Annotated in this window: 16 protein-coding genes and 2 rRNA genes (1 of these 18 cut by a window edge); 15 read left to right on the top strand and 3 right to left on the bottom strand. The window is 69.7% G+C overall.

Going from position 1 to position 19,640, the window contains the following annotated elements:
* The 10 genes from QFZ71_RS12315 to QFZ71_RS12270 all read left to right on the top strand — a co-directional run.
* Nucleotides 1-2,969, top strand: a 23S ribosomal RNA gene (locus QFZ71_RS12315) (it extends 157 nt beyond the left edge of the window).
* Nucleotides 2,970-3,047: 78 nt separating this feature from the next.
* A 5S ribosomal RNA gene (rrf, locus tag QFZ71_RS12310) occupies nt 3,048-3,164 on the top strand.
* 71 nt (nt 3,165-3,235) lie between these two features.
* A complete protein-coding gene (locus QFZ71_RS12305) occupies nt 3,236-3,880 on the top strand; it encodes an HAD family phosphatase (protein WP_307668282.1) in 645 nt (214 codons plus the stop codon).
* A 128-nt stretch (nt 3,881-4,008) separates the two neighbouring features.
* Nucleotides 4,009-5,214: an MFS transporter gene (locus tag QFZ71_RS12300; RefSeq protein WP_307668281.1), complete on the top strand. Its 1,206-nt coding sequence runs from the start codon at nt 4,009-4,011 to the stop codon at nt 5,212-5,214.
* Nucleotides 5,183-6,352: an acetoin utilization protein AcuC gene (locus tag QFZ71_RS12295; protein ID WP_307668280.1), complete on the top strand. Its 1,170-nt coding sequence runs from the start codon at nt 5,183-5,185 to the stop codon at nt 6,350-6,352. Before QFZ71_RS12300 ends, QFZ71_RS12295 begins: the two co-directional genes overlap by 32 nt.
* 122 nt (nt 6,353-6,474) lie before the next feature.
* On the top strand, nt 6,475-7,290 hold the full coding sequence (locus QFZ71_RS12290) for a phosphatase (RefSeq protein ID WP_307668279.1): 816 nt from the start codon (nt 6,475-6,477) through the stop codon (nt 7,288-7,290).
* A 128-nt stretch (nt 7,291-7,418) separates the two neighbouring features.
* The gene (locus QFZ71_RS12285) at nt 7,419-7,631 is read left to right on the top strand and encodes a helix-turn-helix domain-containing protein (protein WP_307668278.1); all 213 of its coding nucleotides are present in this window, start codon (nt 7,419-7,421) and stop codon (nt 7,629-7,631) included.
* A gap of 110 nt (nt 7,632-7,741) precedes the next feature.
* Nucleotides 7,742-7,840: a 30S ribosomal protein bS22 gene (locus tag QFZ71_RS12280; protein WP_003948845.1), complete on the top strand. Its 99-nt coding sequence runs from the start codon at nt 7,742-7,744 to the stop codon at nt 7,838-7,840.
* 289 nt (nt 7,841-8,129) lie between these two features.
* Nucleotides 8,130-9,218, top strand: a complete 1,089-nt coding sequence (locus tag QFZ71_RS12275; RefSeq protein WP_307668277.1) for an NAD-dependent epimerase/dehydratase family protein — start codon at nt 8,130-8,132, stop codon at nt 9,216-9,218.
* A gap of 15 nt (nt 9,219-9,233) precedes the next feature.
* Complete coding sequence (locus tag QFZ71_RS12270) at nt 9,234-10,316, top strand: lysophospholipid acyltransferase family protein (RefSeq protein ID WP_307668276.1); 1,083 nt, start codon at nt 9,234-9,236, stop codon at nt 10,314-10,316.
* A 75-nt stretch (nt 10,317-10,391) separates the two neighbouring features.
* On the opposite strand, the gene QFZ71_RS12265 is transcribed toward QFZ71_RS12270, so the two are convergent.
* The 3 genes from QFZ71_RS12265 to QFZ71_RS12255 form a co-directional block, all read right to left on the bottom strand.
* Nucleotides 10,392-11,606, bottom strand: a complete 1,215-nt coding sequence (locus QFZ71_RS12265; RefSeq protein WP_307668275.1) for a DUF5667 domain-containing protein — start codon at nt 11,604-11,606, stop codon at nt 10,392-10,394.
* A gap of 211 nt (nt 11,607-11,817) precedes the next feature.
* On the bottom strand, nt 11,818-12,597 hold the full coding sequence (locus QFZ71_RS12260) for an ECF subfamily RNA polymerase sigma factor, BldN family (protein WP_307668274.1): 780 nt from the start codon (nt 12,595-12,597) through the stop codon (nt 11,818-11,820).
* Nucleotides 12,598-12,999: 402 nt separating this feature from the next.
* Nucleotides 13,000-13,947: an HAD family phosphatase gene (locus tag QFZ71_RS12255; protein WP_307668273.1), complete on the bottom strand. Its 948-nt coding sequence runs from the start codon at nt 13,945-13,947 to the stop codon at nt 13,000-13,002.
* 180 nt (nt 13,948-14,127) lie between these two features.
* On the opposite strand from QFZ71_RS12255, the gene QFZ71_RS12250 reads away from it, so the two are divergent.
* The 5 genes from QFZ71_RS12250 (at nt 14,128) to QFZ71_RS12230 (ending at nt 19,595) form a co-directional block, all read left to right on the top strand.
* The gene (locus QFZ71_RS12250; protein WP_307668272.1) at nt 14,128-14,418 is read left to right on the top strand and encodes a glutaredoxin family protein; all 291 of its coding nucleotides are present in this window, start codon (nt 14,128-14,130) and stop codon (nt 14,416-14,418) included.
* 257 nt (nt 14,419-14,675) lie between these two features.
* Entirely contained in the window at nt 14,676-15,437 is a 762-nt protein-coding gene (locus QFZ71_RS12245) for a redox-sensing transcriptional repressor Rex (protein ID WP_307668271.1), read from the top strand.
* Nucleotides 15,434-16,945 (top strand): glutamyl-tRNA reductase, encoded by a 1,512-nt coding sequence (locus QFZ71_RS12240; protein WP_307668270.1) that lies wholly within the window; start codon nt 15,434-15,436, stop codon nt 16,943-16,945. The genes QFZ71_RS12245 and QFZ71_RS12240 overlap by 4 nt, the downstream gene beginning before the upstream one ends.
* Complete coding sequence (gene hemC / locus QFZ71_RS12235; RefSeq protein WP_307668269.1) at nt 16,942-17,928, top strand: hydroxymethylbilane synthase; 987 nt, start codon at nt 16,942-16,944, stop codon at nt 17,926-17,928. Before QFZ71_RS12240 ends, hemC begins: the two co-directional genes overlap by 4 nt.
* Nucleotides 17,925-19,595: a bifunctional uroporphyrinogen-III C-methyltransferase/uroporphyrinogen-III synthase gene (locus QFZ71_RS12230; RefSeq protein WP_307668268.1), complete on the top strand. Its 1,671-nt coding sequence runs from the start codon at nt 17,925-17,927 to the stop codon at nt 19,593-19,595. Before hemC ends, QFZ71_RS12230 begins: the two co-directional genes overlap by 4 nt.
* Nucleotides 19,596-19,640: the final 45 nt, after the last annotated feature.

The raw sequence follows: 19,640 nt of genomic DNA, 5'->3' as shown, positions 1-19,640 counted from the left end.
GCTGAACACATAGGCAGTGTGGAGGGAACGAGGGGAAGTGAAACATCTCAGTACCCTCAGGAAGAGAAAACAACCGTGATTCCGGGAGTAGTGGCGAGCGAAACTGGATGAGGCCAAACCGTATGCGTGTGATACCCGGCAGGGGTTGCGCATGCGGGGTTGTGGGATCTCTCTTTCACAGTCTGCCGGCTGTGAGGCGAGTCAGAAACCGTTGGTGTAGGCGAAGGACATGCGAAAGGTCCGGCGTAGAGGGTAAGACCCCCGTAGCTGAAACATCAACGGCTCGTTTGAGAGACACCCAAGTAGCACGGGGCCCGAGAAATCCCGTGTGAATCTGGCGGGACCACCCGCTAAGCCTAAATATTCCCTGGTGACCGATAGCGGATAGTACCGTGAGGGAATGGTGAAAAGTACCGCGGGAGCGGAGTGAAATAGTACCTGAAACCGTGTGCCTACAAGCCGTGGGAGCGTCGCTGTATGTGCTTGCACATGCAGTCGTGACTGCGTGCCTTTTGAAGAATGAGCCTGCGAGTTAGCGGTGTGTAGCGAGGTTAACCCGTGTGGGGAAGCCGTAGCGAAAGCGAGTCCGAACAGGGCGTTTGAGTTGCACGCTCTAGACCCGAAGCGGAGTGATCTAGCCATGGGCAGGTTGAAGCGGAGGTAAGACTTCGTGGAGGACCGAACCCACCAGGGTTGAAAACCTGGGGGATGACCTGTGGTTAGGGGTGAAAGGCCAATCAAACTCCGTGATAGCTGGTTCTCCCCGAAATGCATTTAGGTGCAGCGTCGTGTGTTTCTTGCCGGAGGTAGAGCACTGGATAGGCGATGGGCCCTACCGGGTTACTGACCTTAGCCAAACTCCGAATGCCGGTAAGTGAGAGCGCGGCAGTGAGACTGTGGGGGATAAGCTCCATGGTCGAGAGGGAAACAGCCCAGAGCATCGACTAAGGCCCCTAAGCGTACGCTAAGTGGGAAAGGATGTGGAGTCGCAGAGACAACCAGGAGGTTGGCTTAGAAGCAGCCACCCTTGAAAGAGTGCGTAATAGCTCACTGGTCAAGTGATTCCGCGCCGACAATGTAGCGGGGCTCAAGCGTACCGCCGAAGTCGTGTCATTCCAGCATGTACCCCCAACGGGGGCTGGGATGGGTAGGGGAGCGTCGTGTGCCGGGTGAAGCAGCCGCGGAAGCGAGTTGTGGACGGTTCACGAGTGAGAATGCAGGCATGAGTAGCGATACACACGTGAGAAACGTGTGCGCCGATTGACTAAGGGTTCCTGGGTCAAGCTGATCTGCCCAGGGTAAGTCGGGACCTAAGGCGAGGCCGACAGGCGTAGTCGATGGACAACCGGTTGATATTCCGGTACCCGCTTTGAAACGCCCAGTACTGAATCAGGCGATGCTAAGTCCGTGAAGCCGGCCCGATCTCTTCGGAGTTGAGGGTAGTGGTGGAGCCGATGAACCAGACTTGTAGTAGGTAAGCGATGGGGTGACGCAGGAAGGTAGTCCAGCCCGGGCGGTGGTTGTCCCGGGGTAAGGGTGTAGGACGCACGGTAGGCAAATCCGTCGTGCATATGAGTCTGAGACCTGATGCCGAGCCGATTGTGGTGAAGTGGATGATCCTATGCTGTCGAGAAAAGCCTCTAGCGAGTTTCATGGCGGCCCGTACCCTAAACCGACTCAGGTGGTCAGGTAGAGAATACCGAGGCGTTCGGGTGAACTATGGTTAAGGAACTCGGCAAAATGCCCCCGTAACTTCGGGAGAAGGGGGGCCATCACTGGTGATAGCACTTGCTGCTTGAGCTGGGGGTGGCCGCAGAGACCAGCGAGAAGCGACTGTTTACTAAAAACACAGGTCCGTGCGAAGCCGTAAGGCGATGTATACGGACTGACGCCTGCCCGGTGCTGGAACGTTAAGGGGACCGGTTAGCTGCCTTTCGGGGTGGCGAAGCTGAGAACTTAAGCGCCAGTAAACGGCGGTGGTAACTATAACCATCCTAAGGTAGCGAAATTCCTTGTCGGGTAAGTTCCGACCTGCACGAATGGCGTAACGACTTCTCGACTGTCTCAACCATAGGCCCGGTGAAATTGCACTACGAGTAAAGATGCTCGTTTCGCGCAGCAGGACGGAAAGACCCCGGGACCTTTACTATAGTTTGATATTGGTGTTCGGTTCGGCTTGTGTAGGATAGGTGGGAGACTGTGAAGCGGCCACGCCAGTGGTTGTGGAGTCGCCGTTGAAATACCACTCTGGTCGTGCTGGATGTCTAACCTGGGTCCGTGATCCGGATCAGGGACAGTGTCTGATGGGTAGTTTAACTGGGGCGGTTGCCTCCTAAAGAGTAACGGAGGCGCCCAAAGGTTCCCTCAGCCTGGTTGGCAATCAGGTGTTGAGTGTAAGTGCACAAGGGAGCTTGACTGTGAGACCGACGGGTCGAGCAGGGACGAAAGTCGGGACTAGTGATCCGGCAGTGGCTTGTGGAAGCGCTGTCGCTCAACGGATAAAAGGTACCCCGGGGATAACAGGCTGATCTTCCCCAAGAGTCCATATCGACGGGATGGTTTGGCACCTCGATGTCGGCTCGTCGCATCCTGGGGCTGGAGTCGGTCCCAAGGGTTGGGCTGTTCGCCCATTAAAGCGGTACGCGAGCTGGGTTTAGAACGTCGTGAGACAGTTCGGTCCCTATCCGCTGTGCGCGTAGGAATATTGAGAAGGGCTGTCCCTAGTACGAGAGGACCGGGACGGACGAACCTCTGGTGTGCCAGTTGTCCTGCCAAGGGCATGGCTGGTTGGCTACGTTCGGAAAGGATAACCGCTGAAAGCATCTAAGCGGGAAGCCTGCTTCGAGATGAGTATTCCCACCCTCTTGAAGGGTTAAGGCTCCCAGTAGACGACTGGGTTGATAGGCCAGATGTGGAAGCCCGGTAACGGGTGGAGCTGACTGGTACTAATAGGCCGAGGGCTTGTCCTCAGTTGCTCGCGTCCACTGTGTTAGTTCTGAAATAACGAACGGCCGTGTTGTTGCCCGGTGTTCAAATTTTCATAGTGTTTCGGTGGTCATTGCGTTAGGGAAACGCCCGGTTACATTCCGAACCCGGAAGCTAAGCCTTTCAGCGCCGATGGTACTGCAGGGGGGACCCTGTGGGAGAGTAGGACGCCGCCGAACAATTTTTTCGGGAAAGCCCCGTGCCTTGTGGCACGGGGCTTTTCTGCGTTCTGAACGTCTAGGGTCGGACCATGCGCTACGAACTGGTCATCTTCGACAACGACGGTGTGCTCGTCGACAGCGAGCCCCTCGCCAACACTGTGCTCTCCGCCTACCTGACCGAACTCGGTCACCCCACCTCGTACGACGAATCGATCCGTGACTACATGGGGTCCGCCGTGCACCGGGTGCACGACCTCGTCGAGGAGCGGACCGGGCAGAAGCTGCCCGAGGACTTCGACACCACGCTCAGCTCCCGTACCTTCGCCGCTTTCGAACAGGAGCTGGTGGCGGTGGACGGGGTCGAGGAACTGCTCGGCAAGCTCGTCGCGGACGGAGTGGCCTACTGCGTCGCCTCCTCCGGGAGTCATGAACGCATCCGCGTCGGGCACCGCAGGACCGGGATCGACCAGTGGTTCGAGGACGAATGGATCTTCAGCTCGGAGGACGTCGGGCGGGGCAAGCCGGCGCCGGACCTGTTCCTGTACGCCGCCGAGCGGATGGGCGTCGCGCCCGAGCGGTGCGTCGTCATCGAGGACAGCCCGCTCGGGGTCGAGGCGGCACGGGCGGCCGGGATGGACGTGTACGGGTTCACGTCGATGATGCCCGCGGACCGGCTGGCCGGGGTCACCGGGCACTTCTCGGACATGTCCCAGCTGTCCGGCCTGCTCGCCTGAAGCCGCACGCCGCACCCCCGCCCCCGGGACGACAGGCCCCGGCCCGGCCCATCCGGACACCATCCGTCCGGAAACTGCCCGGCTGATCCATCTACCCATGGGTAGCGGCTGGCCCTACGCTCGCCGCCATGACTGATGCGGGCTTGCGGTACGGCAGGGCCTCCCTGGGACTGAGCTTCGGCGTCCAGGGCGTCGCCTTCGCCCTTCTGGTGACGCGTATCCCCGCCATCCAGGACCGGTACGGGATATCCGACGGGCTGCTGCCCGTCTTCCTCGCCGCCGTCCCGATCCTGGCGGGGGCCGGCAGCGTCGTCACCGAGAAGGTGGTCGCCCGCATCCGGCCTGGCGTGGTCCTGCGGTGGGCCCAGCCCCTCGTCCTCCTCGCCCTGCTCGGGGTGGGCGCCGGGCGGGAGATGTGGCACGTCGCCGTCGCCCTGGGGGTGTTCGGGCTGTCCGTCGGGGCGCTGGACGCCTCCATGAACATGCTGGGGGTCAGCCTCCAGCGTGCGTACGGACGCAGCATCATGCTCGGCTTCCACGCCGCGTACAGCCTCGGCGGCATCGCGGGGGCGTCGCTGGCGTGGGTCGGGGCGCGGTACGAGCTGTCGCTGCTCGTGTCCTACCTGCCCGTCGTCGCCGTGCTGCTGCCCGTCGCACTGGTCGGCAGCCGGTGGTACACGGAGGGGGCGACGGGGCCCGCCGGGAAGGGGGCCGGGCCCGAAGGCGCGGGCGGTGCGCTCTCGTTCAAGCTGCTGCTGCCGCTCTGCCTCGTCATGAGCTTCGCGTACATCGGGGACTCGACCGTCTCCAACTGGAGTGCCAAGTACCTCCAGGACGTGCTGGGGAGCTCCGAGCAGCTCGCCACCGTCCCGTACAACGTCTACATGGTGACGACCCTGCTGGGCCGGGCCGTGGGGGATCTCGGGGTGCGGCGGTTCGGGGCGGTGGCCGTGGTGCGGGGCGGGAGCCTGCTGGCGGCCGGCGGGTTCGCCGTCGTGGCCGTGGCGCCGGGGGCCTGGGCCGGGATGCTCGGATTCACGATGCTCGGCTTCGGCCTCTGCGTGATCGTGCCGCAGACCTTCGCCGCCGCCGGGCGGCTGTTCCCGGCGAACAGCGACGCGGCCGTGGCCCGGCTGAACATCTTCAACTATGTCGGTTTCCTGGTGGGTTCACCGCTGGTGGGTGCTCTGGGGGATGCGTGGAGCTATCGGGGGGCCATGCTCGTGCCGATGGTCCTGGTGCTGGCGACGCTCGTGTATGCCCGCTCGTTCGGCCCGGACCCGGCCCGATACGGTGGCGGGCATGAGCGGGCGCGCACAGCTGATGTGGGATGACGCGGTTACGGGATACGACTTCGGGGAGAGCCACCCCATGGACCCGGTCCGGCTGGACCTGACGATGGGGCTGGTGCGGGCGTTCGGGCTCGATGCGGCGGTGGACCTGCGGTCGGCGAAGGCCGCCGGGGACTCCACCCTGCGGCTCGTGCACCGCGAGGACTACGTGGCCGCGGTGCGGGCCGCCTCCGCGAACCCGCGGGCGGCCGACCAGGAGTACGGGCTCGGGACCGTGGACGATCCGGCGTTCGCCGGGATGCACGAGGCGTCCACGCTGATCGCCGGGCTCTCCGTCGGGGCCGCCGAGGCCGTGTGGCGCGGGGAGACCGAGCACGCGGTCAACTTCACCGGGGGGCTGCACCACGCCATGCCCGGTGCCGCCGCCGGGTTCTGCGTGTACAACGACCCGGCCCTCGCCATCGCCCGGCTGCTGGAGCTGGGTGCGGAGCGGGTCGCGTACGTGGACGTGGACGTCCACCACGGGGACGGCGTGCAGGCCGCGTTCTGGGAGGACCCGCGCGTCCTGACGGTCTCGCTGCACGAGCACCCGAGGACGCTCTTCCCGCAGACCGGGTGGCCCGAGGAGACCGGGGCCGGGGACGGCGAGGGCTCCGCGGTGAACGTGGCGCTGCCGGCCGGAACCGGGGACGCGGGGTGGCTGCGGGCGTTCCACGCGGTGGTGCCCGAGCTGCTGGCCGACTTCCGCCCCCAGGTCCTCGTCACCCAGCACGGGGCCGACACGCACTTCGAGGACCCGCTCGCCCACCTCGCGGTCTCGCTGGACGCGCAGCGGGCGGTCATGGAGTCCTGCCACCGGCTGGCGCACGACCACTCCGACGGGCGCTGGGTGGCGCTCGGCGGCGGCGGGTACGCGGTCGTGGACGTCGTCCCCCGGTCGTGGACGCACCTGGTGGGCATCGCCGCGCACGCTCCCGTCGATCCGGAGTCGGTGGTGCCGTCCTCGTGGCGGGATCTCGTCTACGCCCGGACGCGGCAGCTCGGACCCGGCCGGATGACGGACGGGCGTACGCCGGCCTGGCAGGAGTGGGAGGACGGGTACGACCCGGCGGACCGGCTGGACCAGGCGGTACTGGCGGCCCGGAAGGCGGCCTTCCCGCTGCGGGGGCTCCTGACCTGAGTCGGCCGGCGTGGGCCCCGGCCGGCGCGCGGGGCGGGGCATTGTGCCGGGTGTTACGCCAACGGTGGGGCGTACCGGGATTCCCGCCCGTTCCGGTCGCGTGGTACGGCAGCATCCCTGGGGTGTTGAGCACCGGGGCGCTGCGCGCCCATCTGCTGGCGGCCCGGCTGGCCGGGCCCGTGGCCACCCCGCGCGAGGAGAACCTGCGCAGTTACCGGCTGTTCGCCGCGCGGGACCCGCGGGTGATGCTGGGGCTCGCGCCCGAGCGGACCTGGGGCGAGGGCGACCTGTTACGGCTGATGGCCGACCGGTGCGGGGTCTCGGCGGACCCGGCCCACGTCTCCGGCGCCGACGCGATCGATCCGGAGCGTACGGTGGCCGCGCTGGAGGCGTTCGCGGAGCGGCTGGCGGTGGTGGCCCGGCGGCGGGCCCCGGTGCTGCTGGGGACCGGGCATCCGCATCGGCTGCTCGGTTTCTACGCCGGGCTGGCAGACGCCCTGTCGGCGGCGGGCTGCCCTGTTCTCACCCCCGCGCAGGGGCGATGTGTCGACATGACGACGCGGTTTGGCGTACGTACGTACACCATCGACTACGTACGGGGTGTGGCCCTGGTGCGCGAACCGGGGGGACGGCCCACGGGAGGGGAGACCGGCGCGCACACGCATTCGCCGCTTCCGGTGCGGCTCGCGCTCCAGGACGCGGCCGAGCGGCTCGGGGTGCTGCCGGAGCTGGTGATCGGGGATCACGGCTGGGTCTGCGGCGCAGGTCAGCTGGGGATCGAGGCGATCGGGCCGGCGGACACGGACGATCCGGCGCTGTTCGTGGGGGAGGCGGAGGGGCGGGTGTCGGTCGCCGTTCCGCTCGATGACGGCGTACAGGCTCCGTTTTACCGGCCGTTGACGCGCTATGTGCTCAATCGGGCCTGTCTGTCTCGGTAGGCCGCCGGCCGCCCCTCCTCTTCCCCACTCGCATCACCCGCCCCTAATCTGGGGAGTGAGCGCACAACGACGAAGAGTCACCGGAGGGGAAGCCGGTGCGCGTCCGGTGCGGAAGGTACAGGTGGGTCATGGCTGCTGGCAGCGAGAGGCCTCTCAACGAGGTCAAGTTTCTGACCGTGGCGGAAGTCGCCTCGGTCATGCGGGTGTCGAAGATGACCGTGTACCGCTTGGTGCACAGCGGTCATCTGCCGGCGATCCGGGTGGGAAGGTCCTTCCGGGTGCCGGAGCAAGCGGTTCACACGTATCTCCGCGACTCCTTCGTGGGGATGGAATCGGCCTGAGGTTGCCTGCGGATTACGTCCCTCGGACGGGGACGGGTAGGCTAGGCCGACGTAGGTCGTGTGGGCCCAGACGCCCCGCACCAGTGAAGAAGAAGTGAGCGAGGGTAGTCGTGGGCTCTGTTATCAAGAAGCGGCGCAAGCGGATGGCCAAGAAGAAGCACCGCAAGCTGCTCAAGCGCACGCGCGTTCAGCGTCGCAACAAGAAGTAGCGAACGCGTTTCGCGTGATCCGCAGCCCCTCCACCAGTCCGGTGGAGGGGCTGCGGTGCGTTCGGGGCGGTGTCCGGTGGAAGAGGTGCCGGGGTGCCTTCAGCGGCCTTCGAGGGCCTTCTCCGGGGGCCGGAGGCGTCCCGTGTGGCTCTGTGTTTCCGGCAAAGGCGGGTCAAGGCCCGCCACGGGGGCGTCACAGGGCGGCGTCCACCCGCTACGGTGACGACCACGGAGTTACCGAGGGAAGCAGGGGAGCCGCCGGTTCCCCGGCCGACGGGAGGCGCTGGTCTTGGGGAAGGTCGTCCTCGTCACAGGTGTGGCCCGGCAGCTCGGAGGCCGCTTCGTCCGGCGCGTCCAGCGCGAGCCCGGCGTGGACCGGGTGATCGCGGTCGACGCGGTCGCGCCCGAGCACGATCTGGGCGACGCGCGGTTCGTCCGGGCGGACATCCGGCAGTCCGCCCTGGCGCGCATCCTGGCCGAGTACGCGGTCGACACGGTGGTGCACCTGGACGTCTCCGGCAAGGCGCTCGGCGCCGGCGGCCGGACGACGGTCAAGGAGACCAACGTCATCGGCACGATGCAGCTGCTCGGCGCCTGCCAGAAGTCCCCGACCGTGCGGCGGCTCGTGGTGAAGTCGAGCACGAGCGTGTACGGGTCGGCGTCCCGCGACCCGGCCGTGTTCACCGAGACCACCCCGCCCAAGTCGCTGCCCAGCGGCGGCTTCGCGAAGGACGCGGTGGAGGTCGAGGGGTACGTACGGGGCTTCGCCCGCCGCCGGCCGGACGTGGCGGTGTGCGTGCTGCGGTTCGCCAACATCCTGGGGCCGCGGCCGGACTCGCCGCTCGCCGACTACCTGTCGCTGCCCGTGCTGCCGACCGTCTTCGGCTACGACCCCCGGCTCCAGTTCGTGCACGAGGACGATGTGATCGATGTGCTGGGGATCGCGGCGGGCGAGCCCCGGCGCGGAACGCTGAACAGCGGCACGTTCAACATCGCCGGTGACGGGGTGCTGCTGCTGTCGCAGTGTTCGCGGCGGCTGGGGAAGCCGACCGTGCCGGTGCTGCTGCCCGCCGTCACGTGGGTCGGCTCGGCGCTCCGTACGATCGGCATGACCGATTTCTCGCCGGAACAGATCCGGCTGCTCACCCATGGCAGGGTGGTCTCGACGGTGCAGATGCGCGAGACCCTCGGTTTCCGGCCGTCGTTCACCACGGCGGAGACCTTCGCGGAGTTCGCGCGGGGCCGGGGGCCCGGCCTGTTGCCGCCGGAGACGGTGGGCCGGGTGGTGGACCGGCTGGCGGAGCTGCCGCTGCCGGGTGGCGCCGGACCGCGGGAGCGCGGGTCCGGTGCGGTACAGACGACTGACGGCGCCAGGTAGAGGAGCGCACCGACGATGGCGGACGCCAAGGTCCTTCCGTTCGACGACGACCGTTCGCGGTCCGGTGGCGCGTCGCGTCCGGCGCGGCGCCGGACCGGGGCGGGTGGCGGCAGCGGCGGGCGCGGCGACGGCACCGCCGCGCCGGTGAGCGCCCTGCCGGGGGCGCAGGTCCCCGAGGGGTCCGGCCCGCTTCCGGAGGCCGGGGAGGCGGCGCGGGAGCCCGAGGGGTCCGGCCCGGACGCGTCCGGGCCCCCGGACGGCGGCTGGGAGCGGCGGATCGCGGGCGGGCTGGCGTTCCTGCGGCGGCGGGTGACCGGTGACTACGAGGTCGACGAGTTCGGCTACGACCGGGAGCTCACCGAACAGGTTCTGATGTCGGCGCTCCGGCCGCTGGCGGAGAAGTACTTCCGGGTCGAGGTGAAGGGCATCGAGAACATCCCGTCGGAGGGCGGGGCGCTCATCGTGGCCAACCACTCCGGGACGCTGCCGCTGGACGGGCTGATGCTCCAGGTCGCGGTGCACGACCACCACCCGGCCGACCGTCATCTGCGGCTGCTCGCCGCGGATCTGGTCTTCCAGCTCCCGGTGGTCAACGAGCTGGCGCGCAAGGCCGGTCACACGCTGGCCTGTGCGGAGGACGCGCAGCGGCTGCTGGAGTCGGGCGAGATCGTCGGGGTGATGCCGGAGGGGTTCAAGGGCATCGGCAAGCCGTTCGGCGAGCGGTACAAGCTTCAGCGCTTCGGGCGGGGCGGATTCGTCTCGACGGCGCTGCGGGCGAGGGCGCCGATCGTGCCGTGCTCGATCGTGGGCGCGGAGGAGATCTACCCGATGATCGGGAACGCGAAGACGCTGGCCCGGCTGCTGGGCTTCCCGTACTTCCCGATCACGCCGACGTTCCCGTGGCTGGGGCCGCTGGGCGCGCTGCCGCTGCCGACGAAGTGGACGATCCAGTTCGGGGAGCCGATCCCGACGGACGGGTATCCGCAGGAGGCGGCGGAGGACCCGATGCTGATGTTCAACCTGACGGACCAGGTGCGGGAGCAGATCCAGCACACGCTGTACAAACTGCTGGTGCAGCGGCGGTCGGTCTTCTTCTGAGCCATGCCGTACGGAGCCGTACGGAAAGGGGGCCGGTACGCGGATCGCGTACCGGCCCCCGTGCGTGCGACCGCTCTACGGCTTGAGGTTCTGGCCGTCGATGCCGAGGCCGGGGAGGAGCCCCGGAAGGAGCGGGGGCAGGGTGATGTCGGGGGCGGCGGGGGCGCTGGGCCCGCTCTCGGGGGAGGGCTTGGTGAGGCCGTCCGTGGGGAGCTCGTCGAGCAGGCCGTCCGTACCGCCGCCGAGCAGGCCGTCGTCCGGGGTGGCGTCGGAGGAACCCGACGAGCCGGAGGGCTCGGGGCCTGCGCTGCCGTCGGTGCGGCCCCCGGGCTTCTCGGGGGAGGCCGGGGGTGCGGGGGTGCCGGTCCTGGAGGTGCCGCTGTCGGGGGAGGTGGAGGCGTCGGTGCGCTCGGAGTTCTTGTCCTGCCCGGGGGGACGGGGGAGGAGGGACTGGAGCGGTGCGACCTCGTTCTCCATGGCTTCGAGGACCGAGCTGACTTCGTCGCGGACGTCGGTGAGCTGGACGGGCAGCCGGTCGCGGAGGCTGCTCCAGGTGTCGCGGTGCGAGCGGGAGAAGGTGTCCAGGGTCTGGATGGGGCCGATCGCTCCGTCGCGCTGGTAGGCGGCGTGAAGCAGGCGGTGGCCCTCGGAGGCGTCGTGGGACATGCCGTTGAGCGCGCGTCTGACCGCGCCGAGGGATTCGTGGTCCAGGGGGCCGGAGCGGCCGCGTTCCATGAGTCTGCGGGCCTCGCTGAGCCGGGTGGACGCCTGGTCGAGGTAGGCCTCGCCGCGCTCGGTGTCGCCCTTGGTCATGCCGAGGCTGATGTCCTCCATCCCGCGCTTGAGCCCGTAGAGCGAGTCACCGGGGAGGGCGTCGGAGCTGGCCGCGGCCACGCCGCCGAACGCTCCCGCGGCGACGCCGACGGTGAGGCCGCCGGCGGTGAGCCCCTTCGCCCAGCGGGACCGGGGACGCAACTTCCGCAGTGGTGAGGCCCGGTGGGCCCCCTTGCCCCGTTGCACCGGCACCGTAGGGCCCGTGGACGCGCCGCCTTCGGCGAACATGGTCTCCATGGCCGCGACGAGCTGGGCTCGCTGCACGGCCTTGACCTCGGGGTCCAACTGCGGCTTCGGTAGCTCACCGAGGCCGTTCGCCAGGGCCAACAGCGGTCCGCGATCGGCCTGGTCGGCCGGAGCGTCGGGCTGTACGGCCGCCGCACCCTGGGGGGTCTGCTCGTCCAGGGCCTGGGCGAAGGCGTTCGCCCGCCGGTGTGCCGAAACGTTTGCGATCACTGGCGGCACCTCCTCTCGTCATGACGGTCGACTCCCCTGACGCTTCGGAAGTTGCCCACCTTGAGCGATTCCACTCGATGGAGTGAGTGGAGACGGACATGGGGCGACGGCAGGGGGCCTGCAACCGACACAACGACGTGCGCGGCACTTGGGTTACGCACGAAAGATGATCGGACCAGTGCGTGAGGGGACGGTCACGCACGGGTCCGATTCAGCGTGCGTCGTCCGGCAGGAGACGGGCGAGCGTCCGCACGGCACGGTACTGGAGGGTCTTGATCGCGCCCTCGTTCTTGCCCATCACCCGCGCGGTCTCGGCGACCGAGAGCCCTTGGAGGAACCGCAGGGTGACGCACTCCTGCTGCTGGGGGTTGAGTCGTCGCACGGCCTGGAGCAGCGCGGCGTTGGAGAGGGACTCCAGGACGGAGTCCTCGGGGCTGCGCGCCACCTCGTTGGCGTCGAGCATTTCACCGGTGGTCACTTCCAGCCGGAAACGACTGGATTTGAAGTGGTCGGCGACCAGGTTGCGAGCGATCGTGACCAGCCAGGCGCCGAAGTCGCGGCCCTGCCAGGTGAACGTGGAGATACGGCGCAGCGCGCGGAGGAAGGTCTCGCTGGTGAGGTCCTCCGCGGTCGCCTTGCCGCCCACGCGGTAGTAGATGTACCGGTACACGGTGTCGCTGTACTGGTCGTACAGGCGGCCGAAGGCGTCCGCCTCGCCGGCCTGCGCGCGCTCGACGAGATCCATCATGCGGGCGCTGTCGCTGTCGGCCGTGGGACGGCGGACGGTCGACGTGGTGGTCGAGGCGGCGCGGGTGCCGCGTCTTCCGACCGCCGCACTGCGTTCGGCCAGGGCGTAGCAGGGGCCGGCAGGTGCAGGGGTGGCAAAGGCGGGGACGGCGTACGCGGTGGGGACGAAGCCGCGCAAGCGGTCGATGACCGATGCACGCAGCGTAGCCAGGCCCGAGGCGTCAACCCCGACGTGTGGGTACACGGGACTCCCAGAGGCAGAGCTTCCATCACGAGCAGTTCGAAAAACATCACCCGTGGTGGCGAGTGACGGTCTCCGTGATGCGTCTGAGGAGAATAACGCTTCGTGCTGGCAGCGCTACACCGAGTTGTCTAAATCGCCGGTTCCGTCGCTTCTGTTATCGCTAAGTGACGTATCTAGTAGCACTTGGTGACCGTTTATTGATCGGATTACTTCGTGATCTGTCTGCGGGGGCGACGGGTTGTGGCCGGGTGCCGACGATCGGGCTGGCCGGGAGGGGCGTACGCGGTGGCGGCGAAACGGCTTTCGACCGGCCGTGCGGGTCCGGGCGTGGCTGCGCCCCGTGACCGGAGGGGCGGGGCACGGGGCGCGATGAAGGTTCCGCGGGGTGGCGCGGGCCCCGGATCAGCGGCGGCGGCGGTGCAGGGCGACCGCGGCGGCGGTGCCGCCGGCGAGCGCGCCGACCCCGGCGGCCGCCGGGATGCCGACCTTGGCCGCCTTGCGCCCGGTGCGGTAGTCGCGCAGCCGCCAGTCGAGGGCGCGGGCGTGCTTGCGGAGCTTGGTGTCCGGGTTGATCGCGTAGGGGTGGCCGACCAGCGAGAGCATCGGGATGTCGTTGTGCGAGTCGCTGTAGGCGGCGCAGCGGTCCAGGTCGAGGCCCTCGGCGGCGGCGAGGGCGCGGACGGCCTCGGCCTTGGCGGGGCCGTGGAGCGGCTCGCCGACCAGGCGGCCGGTGTAGACGCCGTCGACCGATTCGGCGACGGTGCCGAGCGCCCCGGTCAGGCCGAGGCGGCGGGCGATGATGGTGGCGGTCTCCACGGGGGCGGCGGTGACCAGCCAGACCTTCTGCCCGGCGTCCAGGTGGGCCTGGGCCAGGGCGCGGGTGCCGGGCCAGATGCGGTCGGCCATGTACTCGTCGTAGATCTCCTCGCCGATGGACATCAGCTCGGAGACGCGGTGGCCCTTGACGATGGACAGGGCGCTGTCGCGGGCGTCCTGCATGTGCTCGGGGTCCTCGACGCCGGCCAGCCGGAACCACGCCTGCTGCCAGGCGAACCGGGTCAGTTCGCGGCGCTCGAAGAACTTGCGCTTGTAGAGGCCGCGGCCGAAGTGGAAGATCGCGGCGCCCTGCATGACGGTGTTGTCGAGGTCGAAGAAGGCGGCGGCGCGGTCGTCCCCGGCGACCGGGAACGCGGGCTCCTCCGGCGGCGCCTCGGAGGCCCCGGTCAGAAGGGCGGCCTCGTCCTCCACGAACGAGGTCCTGCGCGCGGCCTCGGCGGCGGCCTCGCCTGCCAGGACGCTCCGTGCGGTTGCGGAACGCCTACGGGGTGTGAGCCATCCAAGTGCGGCCATGCCGTGAGCATAGCCAGTCCTCCCGGACGTGCCCGACCTGCCGCGATGCGGGGGCGTGAACGCTTCGGGGCGGAGGGGTGAACCGGGCGTCCCCGGCCGGTCTCCGGCGGGCGCGCGCGGCCCCGGAACCCCGGCCCGGCGGGGGCCGGGACCCGGTCGGGGCGGGCGCAGAATGGAGGGATGAGTCCTCTGCTGCGCCGTACGAAGAAGAAGCCCGCCGAGCGGGTGGTCACGTTGATCGGGAAGCCCGGCTGCCATCTGTGCGAGGACGCGCGGGCGGTGGTCGCCGCGGTCTGCGGGGAGACCGGTGCGTCGTGGACGGAGAAGGACATCACCGAGGACGAGGCGCTGTACAAGGAGTACTGGGAGCAGATCCCGGTGGTGCTGGTCGACGGCGAGCAGCACACGTTCTGGCGGGTGGACCCGGCGCGGTTGCGCAGGGCGCTGGGTGCGGACGCGAAACCCGGTTAACATTGCGGGCGTTTTGAGTGGCCTCGGGGGCTGAGTTGTGAGGAGTGTGTTCCGCTTTGCCCCCTTCGAGGCTGCAACGGGCTGATGCGGTCCCCGGTTCCGGGATCGCGCGGGGAATGTGCGTGACCCCGGTCACGTTGACCGGACAAATCGGACACAATCTTTGTGCACGCGTTCACAAAGACATAGCCTGCATTCGACGGGGCGGTCTAGGGACACACGGCCGCCTGCAGCCCCGCTCATCCCGCAGGAGCACCGTGGCAACTGGCCGAACTCACCGACCGGCGACCCGTAGCCGAGGAATTCCCGAGGCCACCGTCGCCCGACTTCCGTTGTATCTACGCGCACTGACCGCGCTCTCCGAGCGGTCGGTCCCCACGGTCTCCTCCGAGGAGCTGGCCACGGCGGCCGGCGTCAACTCGGCGAAGCTGCGCAAGGACTTCAGCTACCTGGGGTCCTACGGCACCCGCGGTGTCGGGTACGACGTCGAGTATCTCGTGTACCAGATCTCGCGTGAGCTCGGGCTCACCCAGGACTGGCCGGTCGCGATCGTCGGCATCGGCAACCTGGGCGCGGCCCTCGCCAACTACGGCGGCTTCGCCTCCCGCGGCTTCCGCGTCGCCGCGCTGATCGACGCCGATCCCGCCATGGCCGGTACGCCGGTGGCCGGCATCCCCGTCCAGCACACGGACGACCTGGACCGGATCATCAGCGACAACGGTGTGTCCATCGGTGTGATCACCACCCCGCCCGGCGCGGCCCAGCAGGTCTGCGACCGGCTCGTCGCCGCCGGGGTGACCTCCATCCTGAACTTCGCGCCGACCGTCCTGTCGGTGCCCGAGGGCGTCGACGTGCGCAAGGTCGACCTCTCCATCGAGCTCCAGATCCTCGCGTTCCACGAGCAGCGCAAGGCCGGGGAGGATTCCACCGGTGAGGACGAGGGCGCGCCCCCCATGCGCGCGACGCCCGCCGGCCGGAAGGGACCCGACGGGGACATGCCCGCCGTGATGCCCGCATGAGCCTCCTCGTCGTCGGACTGAGCCACCGCAGTGCCCCCGTCTCCGTACTGGAACGGGCGTCGCTCCCTGCCGAGGCCCGGGCCAAGCTGCTCCAGGACACCCTCGCCGCGGAACCCGCGACCGAGGCCGCCGTGCTGGCCACCTGCAACCGCATCGAGCTGTACGCCGACGTGGACAAGTTCCACGCGGGCGTCGCCGAGCTGTCCACGCTCCTCGCCCAGCACAGCGGCGTCGGCCTGGACGAACTCACTCCGTATCTTTATGTGCACTACGAGGACCGGGCCGTCCACCACCTGTTCTCGGTGGCCTGCGGACTGGACTCGATGGTCGTCGGCGAAGGTCAGATCCTCGGCCAGATCAAGGACGCGCTCGCGCGCGGCCAGGAGCTGCACACCGCCGGACGGCTGCTGAACGACCTCTTCCAGCAGGCCCTGCGGGTCGGCAAGCGCGCCCACAGCGAGACCGGGATCGACCGGGCCGGGCAGTCGCTCGTCACCTTCGGGCTCCAGCAGCTCGCCGCCGGGGCCGATCCCGCCCTGTGGGCCGAGGGCAAGCGCGCCCTCGTGATCGGCGCCGGCTCGATGTCCTCGCTGGCCGCCGCGACCCTCGCCCGGACCGGCGTCGCCGAGGTCGTCGTCGCCAACCGGACCCGCGCCCGCGCCGACCGCCTGGTGGAGATCCTCCAGCAGGGCGACGACACCGCCGTGCGCGCCCGTGCCGTCGAGATGTCCGCGGTGAGCGACGAACTGACACGTGCCGACATCGTCGTCTCCTGCACCGGCGCCACCGGGCTCGTGCTCACCGCCGACGCCCTCGCGGACGCGCTCGGCACGACCCTGGACACCGTCCCGGAACAGCCGCGGCCCGCCTCGGCCGTCCCGGCCCCGGACGACGTCGACCAGCACGCAGCCTGGGTGGAGAACGGCTCCGCGGCCTCCGCCGCGCAGGCCGGCCCGGCCGCCGCGCCGCGCCGCGTCACCGTGCCCGCCCAGTCGACCGGACCGGTCCGGCTCGCCCTGCTCGACCTCGCCATGCCGCGCGACATCGACGGCGCGGCCCACCGCATCGACGGTGTGCGCCTCGTCGACATCGAGTCGCTCGCGGAGGCGTCCGCCGACGCCCCGATGGCCGCCGATGTGGACCGGGTCCGCACCATCGTCTCCGACGAGGTGGCCGCCTTCGGCGCCGCCCAGCGCGCCGCGCACGTGGCCCCGACCGTGGTCGCCCTGCGCACCATGGCCGCCGGCGTCGTCGCGGGCGAGATCGCCCGGCTGGAGGGCCGCCTCCCCGACCTCGACGAGAAGCAGCGCGCCGAGATCACCCAGACCGTGCGCCGCGTCGTCGACAAGCTCCTGCACGCGCCCACCGTGCGGGTCAAGCAGCTCGCCAGCGAGCCCGGCGGCGCCGGGTACGCGGACGCGCTGCGAGAACTCTTCGACCTCGACCCGCAGACGGTGGCCGCCGTCTCCCGGGCAGACCTGAACGACCCGAATAGAGGGCGGTCATGACCGACAACTCATCCCCGGGCGCGCGGAACCCCGCGCCGCTCAGGCTGGGCACCCGGCGTTCCAAACTCGCCATGGCCCAGTCCGGACTCGTCGCCGAGGCGGTTCGTGAGGTGACCGGGCGCGCCGTCGAGCTCGTCGAGATCACCACGTACGGGGACACCTCCCGCGAGCACCTGGCGCAGATCGGCGGCACCGGGGTGTTCGTCGCGGCCCTGCGCGAGGCGCTGGCGCGTGGCGAGGTGGACTTCGCCGTCCACTCGCTCAAGGACCTGCCGACCGGCCAGCCCGACGACCTCGTGCTGGCCGCCGTGCCGCAGCGCGAGGACCCGCGCGACGCCCTCGTCGCCCGCGATGGCCTGACCTTCGAGCAGCTGCCGTCCGGCGCCCGCGTCGGCACCGGTTCGCCGCGCCGCATGGCGCAGCTCAACGCGTACGCCCGTTCCCACGGACTGCGGATCGAGACCGTTCCCATCCGGGGCAACGTCGACACGCGGATCGGGTTCGTGCGTGACGGGGAGCTCGACGCGGTGGTCCTGGCCGCCGCCGGGCTCAGCCGTCTCGGCCGGAGCGGTGAGGTCACCGACTTCCTGCCGGTCGACACCGTCCTGCCCGCTCCCGGCCAGGGAGCGCTGGCGATCGAGTGCGCCGCGTCCAGCGCCGACCTCGCCGCCGCGCTCGCCGAGCTCGACGACCCGTACACGCGGGTCGCCGTGACCGCCGAGCGTGCCCTGCTCGCCGCCCTGGAGGCCGGCTGCTCCGCACCTGTGGGTGCGCTGGCCGACCTCCTGGTCGACGGACAGGTTGTCAACGAACTGCGCCTGCGCGGAGTCGTCGGTTCCACCGACGGTTCCTCGCTGGTACAGCTGTCCACCACCGGTCCCGTCCCCACGTCGCACGACGACGCGGCGGCCCTCGGTCGCGAACTCGCGGCCGAGATGCTCGCCAAGGGTGCGGCCGGTCTTATGGGGGAGCGAGTACTTTGAGCCCCACCGGCCCCGCCGCATCCGACTTTCCGGCCCTGTCCGCCCAAGGGCAGGTCACCTTCCTCGGCGCCGGTCCCGGCGATCCGGGACTGCTGACCCTGCGCGCCGTCGAAGCGCTCGCGAGCGCGGACGTCCTTGTCGCCGAGCCCGACGTGCTCGCCGTCGTTCGCGGCCATGCGCGGGCAGGCGTGAGCACCCCTGAGCTGACGGTCGTTGACACCTCGTCAACAACCGCCGGTGTACCCGTTCTCAGGGATGCGGCCAATCTTGTCATGGAGGCCGCGAAGGGCGGCAGGCGGGTGGTCCGTGCCGTCGCGGGCGATCCGGGCCTGGACGGCGACGCGGGGGCCGAGATGCTGGCCTGCGCCGCCGCCGGGGTGCCCTTCGAGGTCGTTCCGGGCGTTGCGAACGCCGTCGGCGTGCCCGCGTACGCCGGGGTGCCGCTGCGGGACGCGCAGGGCGCGGACGTCCGCTTCGTCGACGCCCGTACCGCCTCCGACCGGTGCTGGAGCGAGGTCGGCGCGAGCGACGCGACCGCCGTCGTCTCCACCACGCTGGACGCGGTCGCGGCCGCCGCCGGCGAGCTGGTCTCGGCGGGCCGCAAGCCCGACACCCCGCTCACCGTGACGATCGCGGGCACCACCACCCGCCAGCGCACCTGGACGGCGACCCTCGGGACGATCGCCCAGGTCCTCAAGCAGGCCAAGGTGCTCCCGTCGCCCGAGGGCCACCGGCCGGTCATAGCCGTGGTCGGAGAGCGCAGCTCCGCCGCCCAGCGCGACCAGCTCGCGTGGTTCGAGTCGAAGCCGATGTTCGGCTGGAAGGTGCTCGTCCCGCGGACGAAGGAACAGGCCGCGTCGCTCTCCGACCAGCTGCGCTCCTACGGCGCGGTGCCGCACGAGGTCCCGACGATCGCCGTCGAGCCGCCGCGTACGCCCCAGCAGATGGAGCGCGCGGTCAAGGGCCTGGTCACCGGCCGGTACGAGTGGATCGCCTTCACCAGCGTGAACGCGGTCAAGGCGGTCCGGGAGAAGTTCGAGGAGTACGGGCTCGACGCCCGCGCCTTCGCCGGGATCAAGGTCGCCGCGGTCGGGGAGCAGACCGCCCGCGCGCTGATCGACTTCGGCGTCAAGCCGGACCTGGTGCCGTCGGGCGAGCAGTCGGCGGCCGGGCTGCTGGAGGACTGGCCGCCCTACGACCCGGTCTTCGACCCGATCGACCGGGTGTTCCTGCCGCGCGCCGACATCGCCACCGAGACCCTGGTGGCGGGCCTCATCGAGCTGGGCTGGGAGGTCGACGACGTCACCGCGTACCGCACGGTCCGCGCCTCGCCGCCGCCGTCCGAGACCCGTGAGGCGATCAAGGGCGGCGGGTTCGACGCGGTCCTGTTCACCTCGTCCTCGACCGTGCGCAACCTGGTCGGGATCGCGGGCAAGCCGCACAACGTGACCGTGATCGCGTGCATCGGCCCGGCCACCGCCAAGACCGCCGAGGAGCACGGCCTGCGGGTGGACGTGCTGTCCCCGGAGCCGTCGGTGCACAAGCTCGCGGAGGCGCTGGCCGCCTTCGGCGCGCAGCGCCGGGACGCGGCACGGGAGGCCGGCGACCCGGTGACCCGGCCGAGCGAACGCCGTCCGGGTGCGCGCCGGCGCCGGACGACGACCTAGCGGTACGCGTACGAGTGAGCGGGCCCGGTCGCTTCGGCGGCCGGG

It is taken from the genome of Streptomyces sp. V2I9, assembly GCF_030817475.1.
Lineage (GTDB): Bacteria > Actinomycetota > Actinomycetes > Streptomycetales > Streptomycetaceae > Streptomyces.
Note: the sequence above shows the minus strand (reverse complement) of the source record. Positions and strands in the feature narration are given on the sequence as shown.

Bases quoted from the DNA above. Each gene is read 5' to 3' on its own strand.
- QFZ71_RS12305 (WP_307668282.1), top strand. From the start codon at position 3,236: ATGCGCTACGAACTGGTCATCTTCGACAACGACGGTGTGCTCGTCGAC.
- QFZ71_RS12300 (WP_307668281.1), top strand. From the start codon at position 4,009: ATGACTGATGCGGGCTTGCGGTACGGCAGGGCCTCCCTGGGACTGAGC.
- QFZ71_RS12295 (WP_307668280.1), top strand. From the start codon at position 5,183: ATGAGCGGGCGCGCACAGCTGATGTGGGATGACGCGGTTACGGGATAC.
- QFZ71_RS12285 (WP_307668278.1), top strand. From the start codon at position 7,419: ATGGCTGCTGGCAGCGAGAGGCCTCTCAACGAGGTCAAGTTTCTGACC.
- QFZ71_RS12270 (WP_307668276.1), top strand. From the start codon at position 9,234: ATGGCGGACGCCAAGGTCCTTCCGTTCGACGACGACCGTTCGCGGTCC.
- QFZ71_RS12255 (WP_307668273.1), bottom strand. From the start codon at position 13,947: ATGGCCGCACTTGGATGGCTCACACCCCGTAGGCGTTCCGCAACCGCA.
- QFZ71_RS12250 (WP_307668272.1), top strand. From the start codon at position 14,128: ATGAGTCCTCTGCTGCGCCGTACGAAGAAGAAGCCCGCCGAGCGGGTG.
- QFZ71_RS12240 (WP_307668270.1), top strand. From the start codon at position 15,434: ATGAGCCTCCTCGTCGTCGGACTGAGCCACCGCAGTGCCCCCGTCTCC.
- hemC (WP_307668269.1), top strand. From the start codon at position 16,942: ATGACCGACAACTCATCCCCGGGCGCGCGGAACCCCGCGCCGCTCAGG.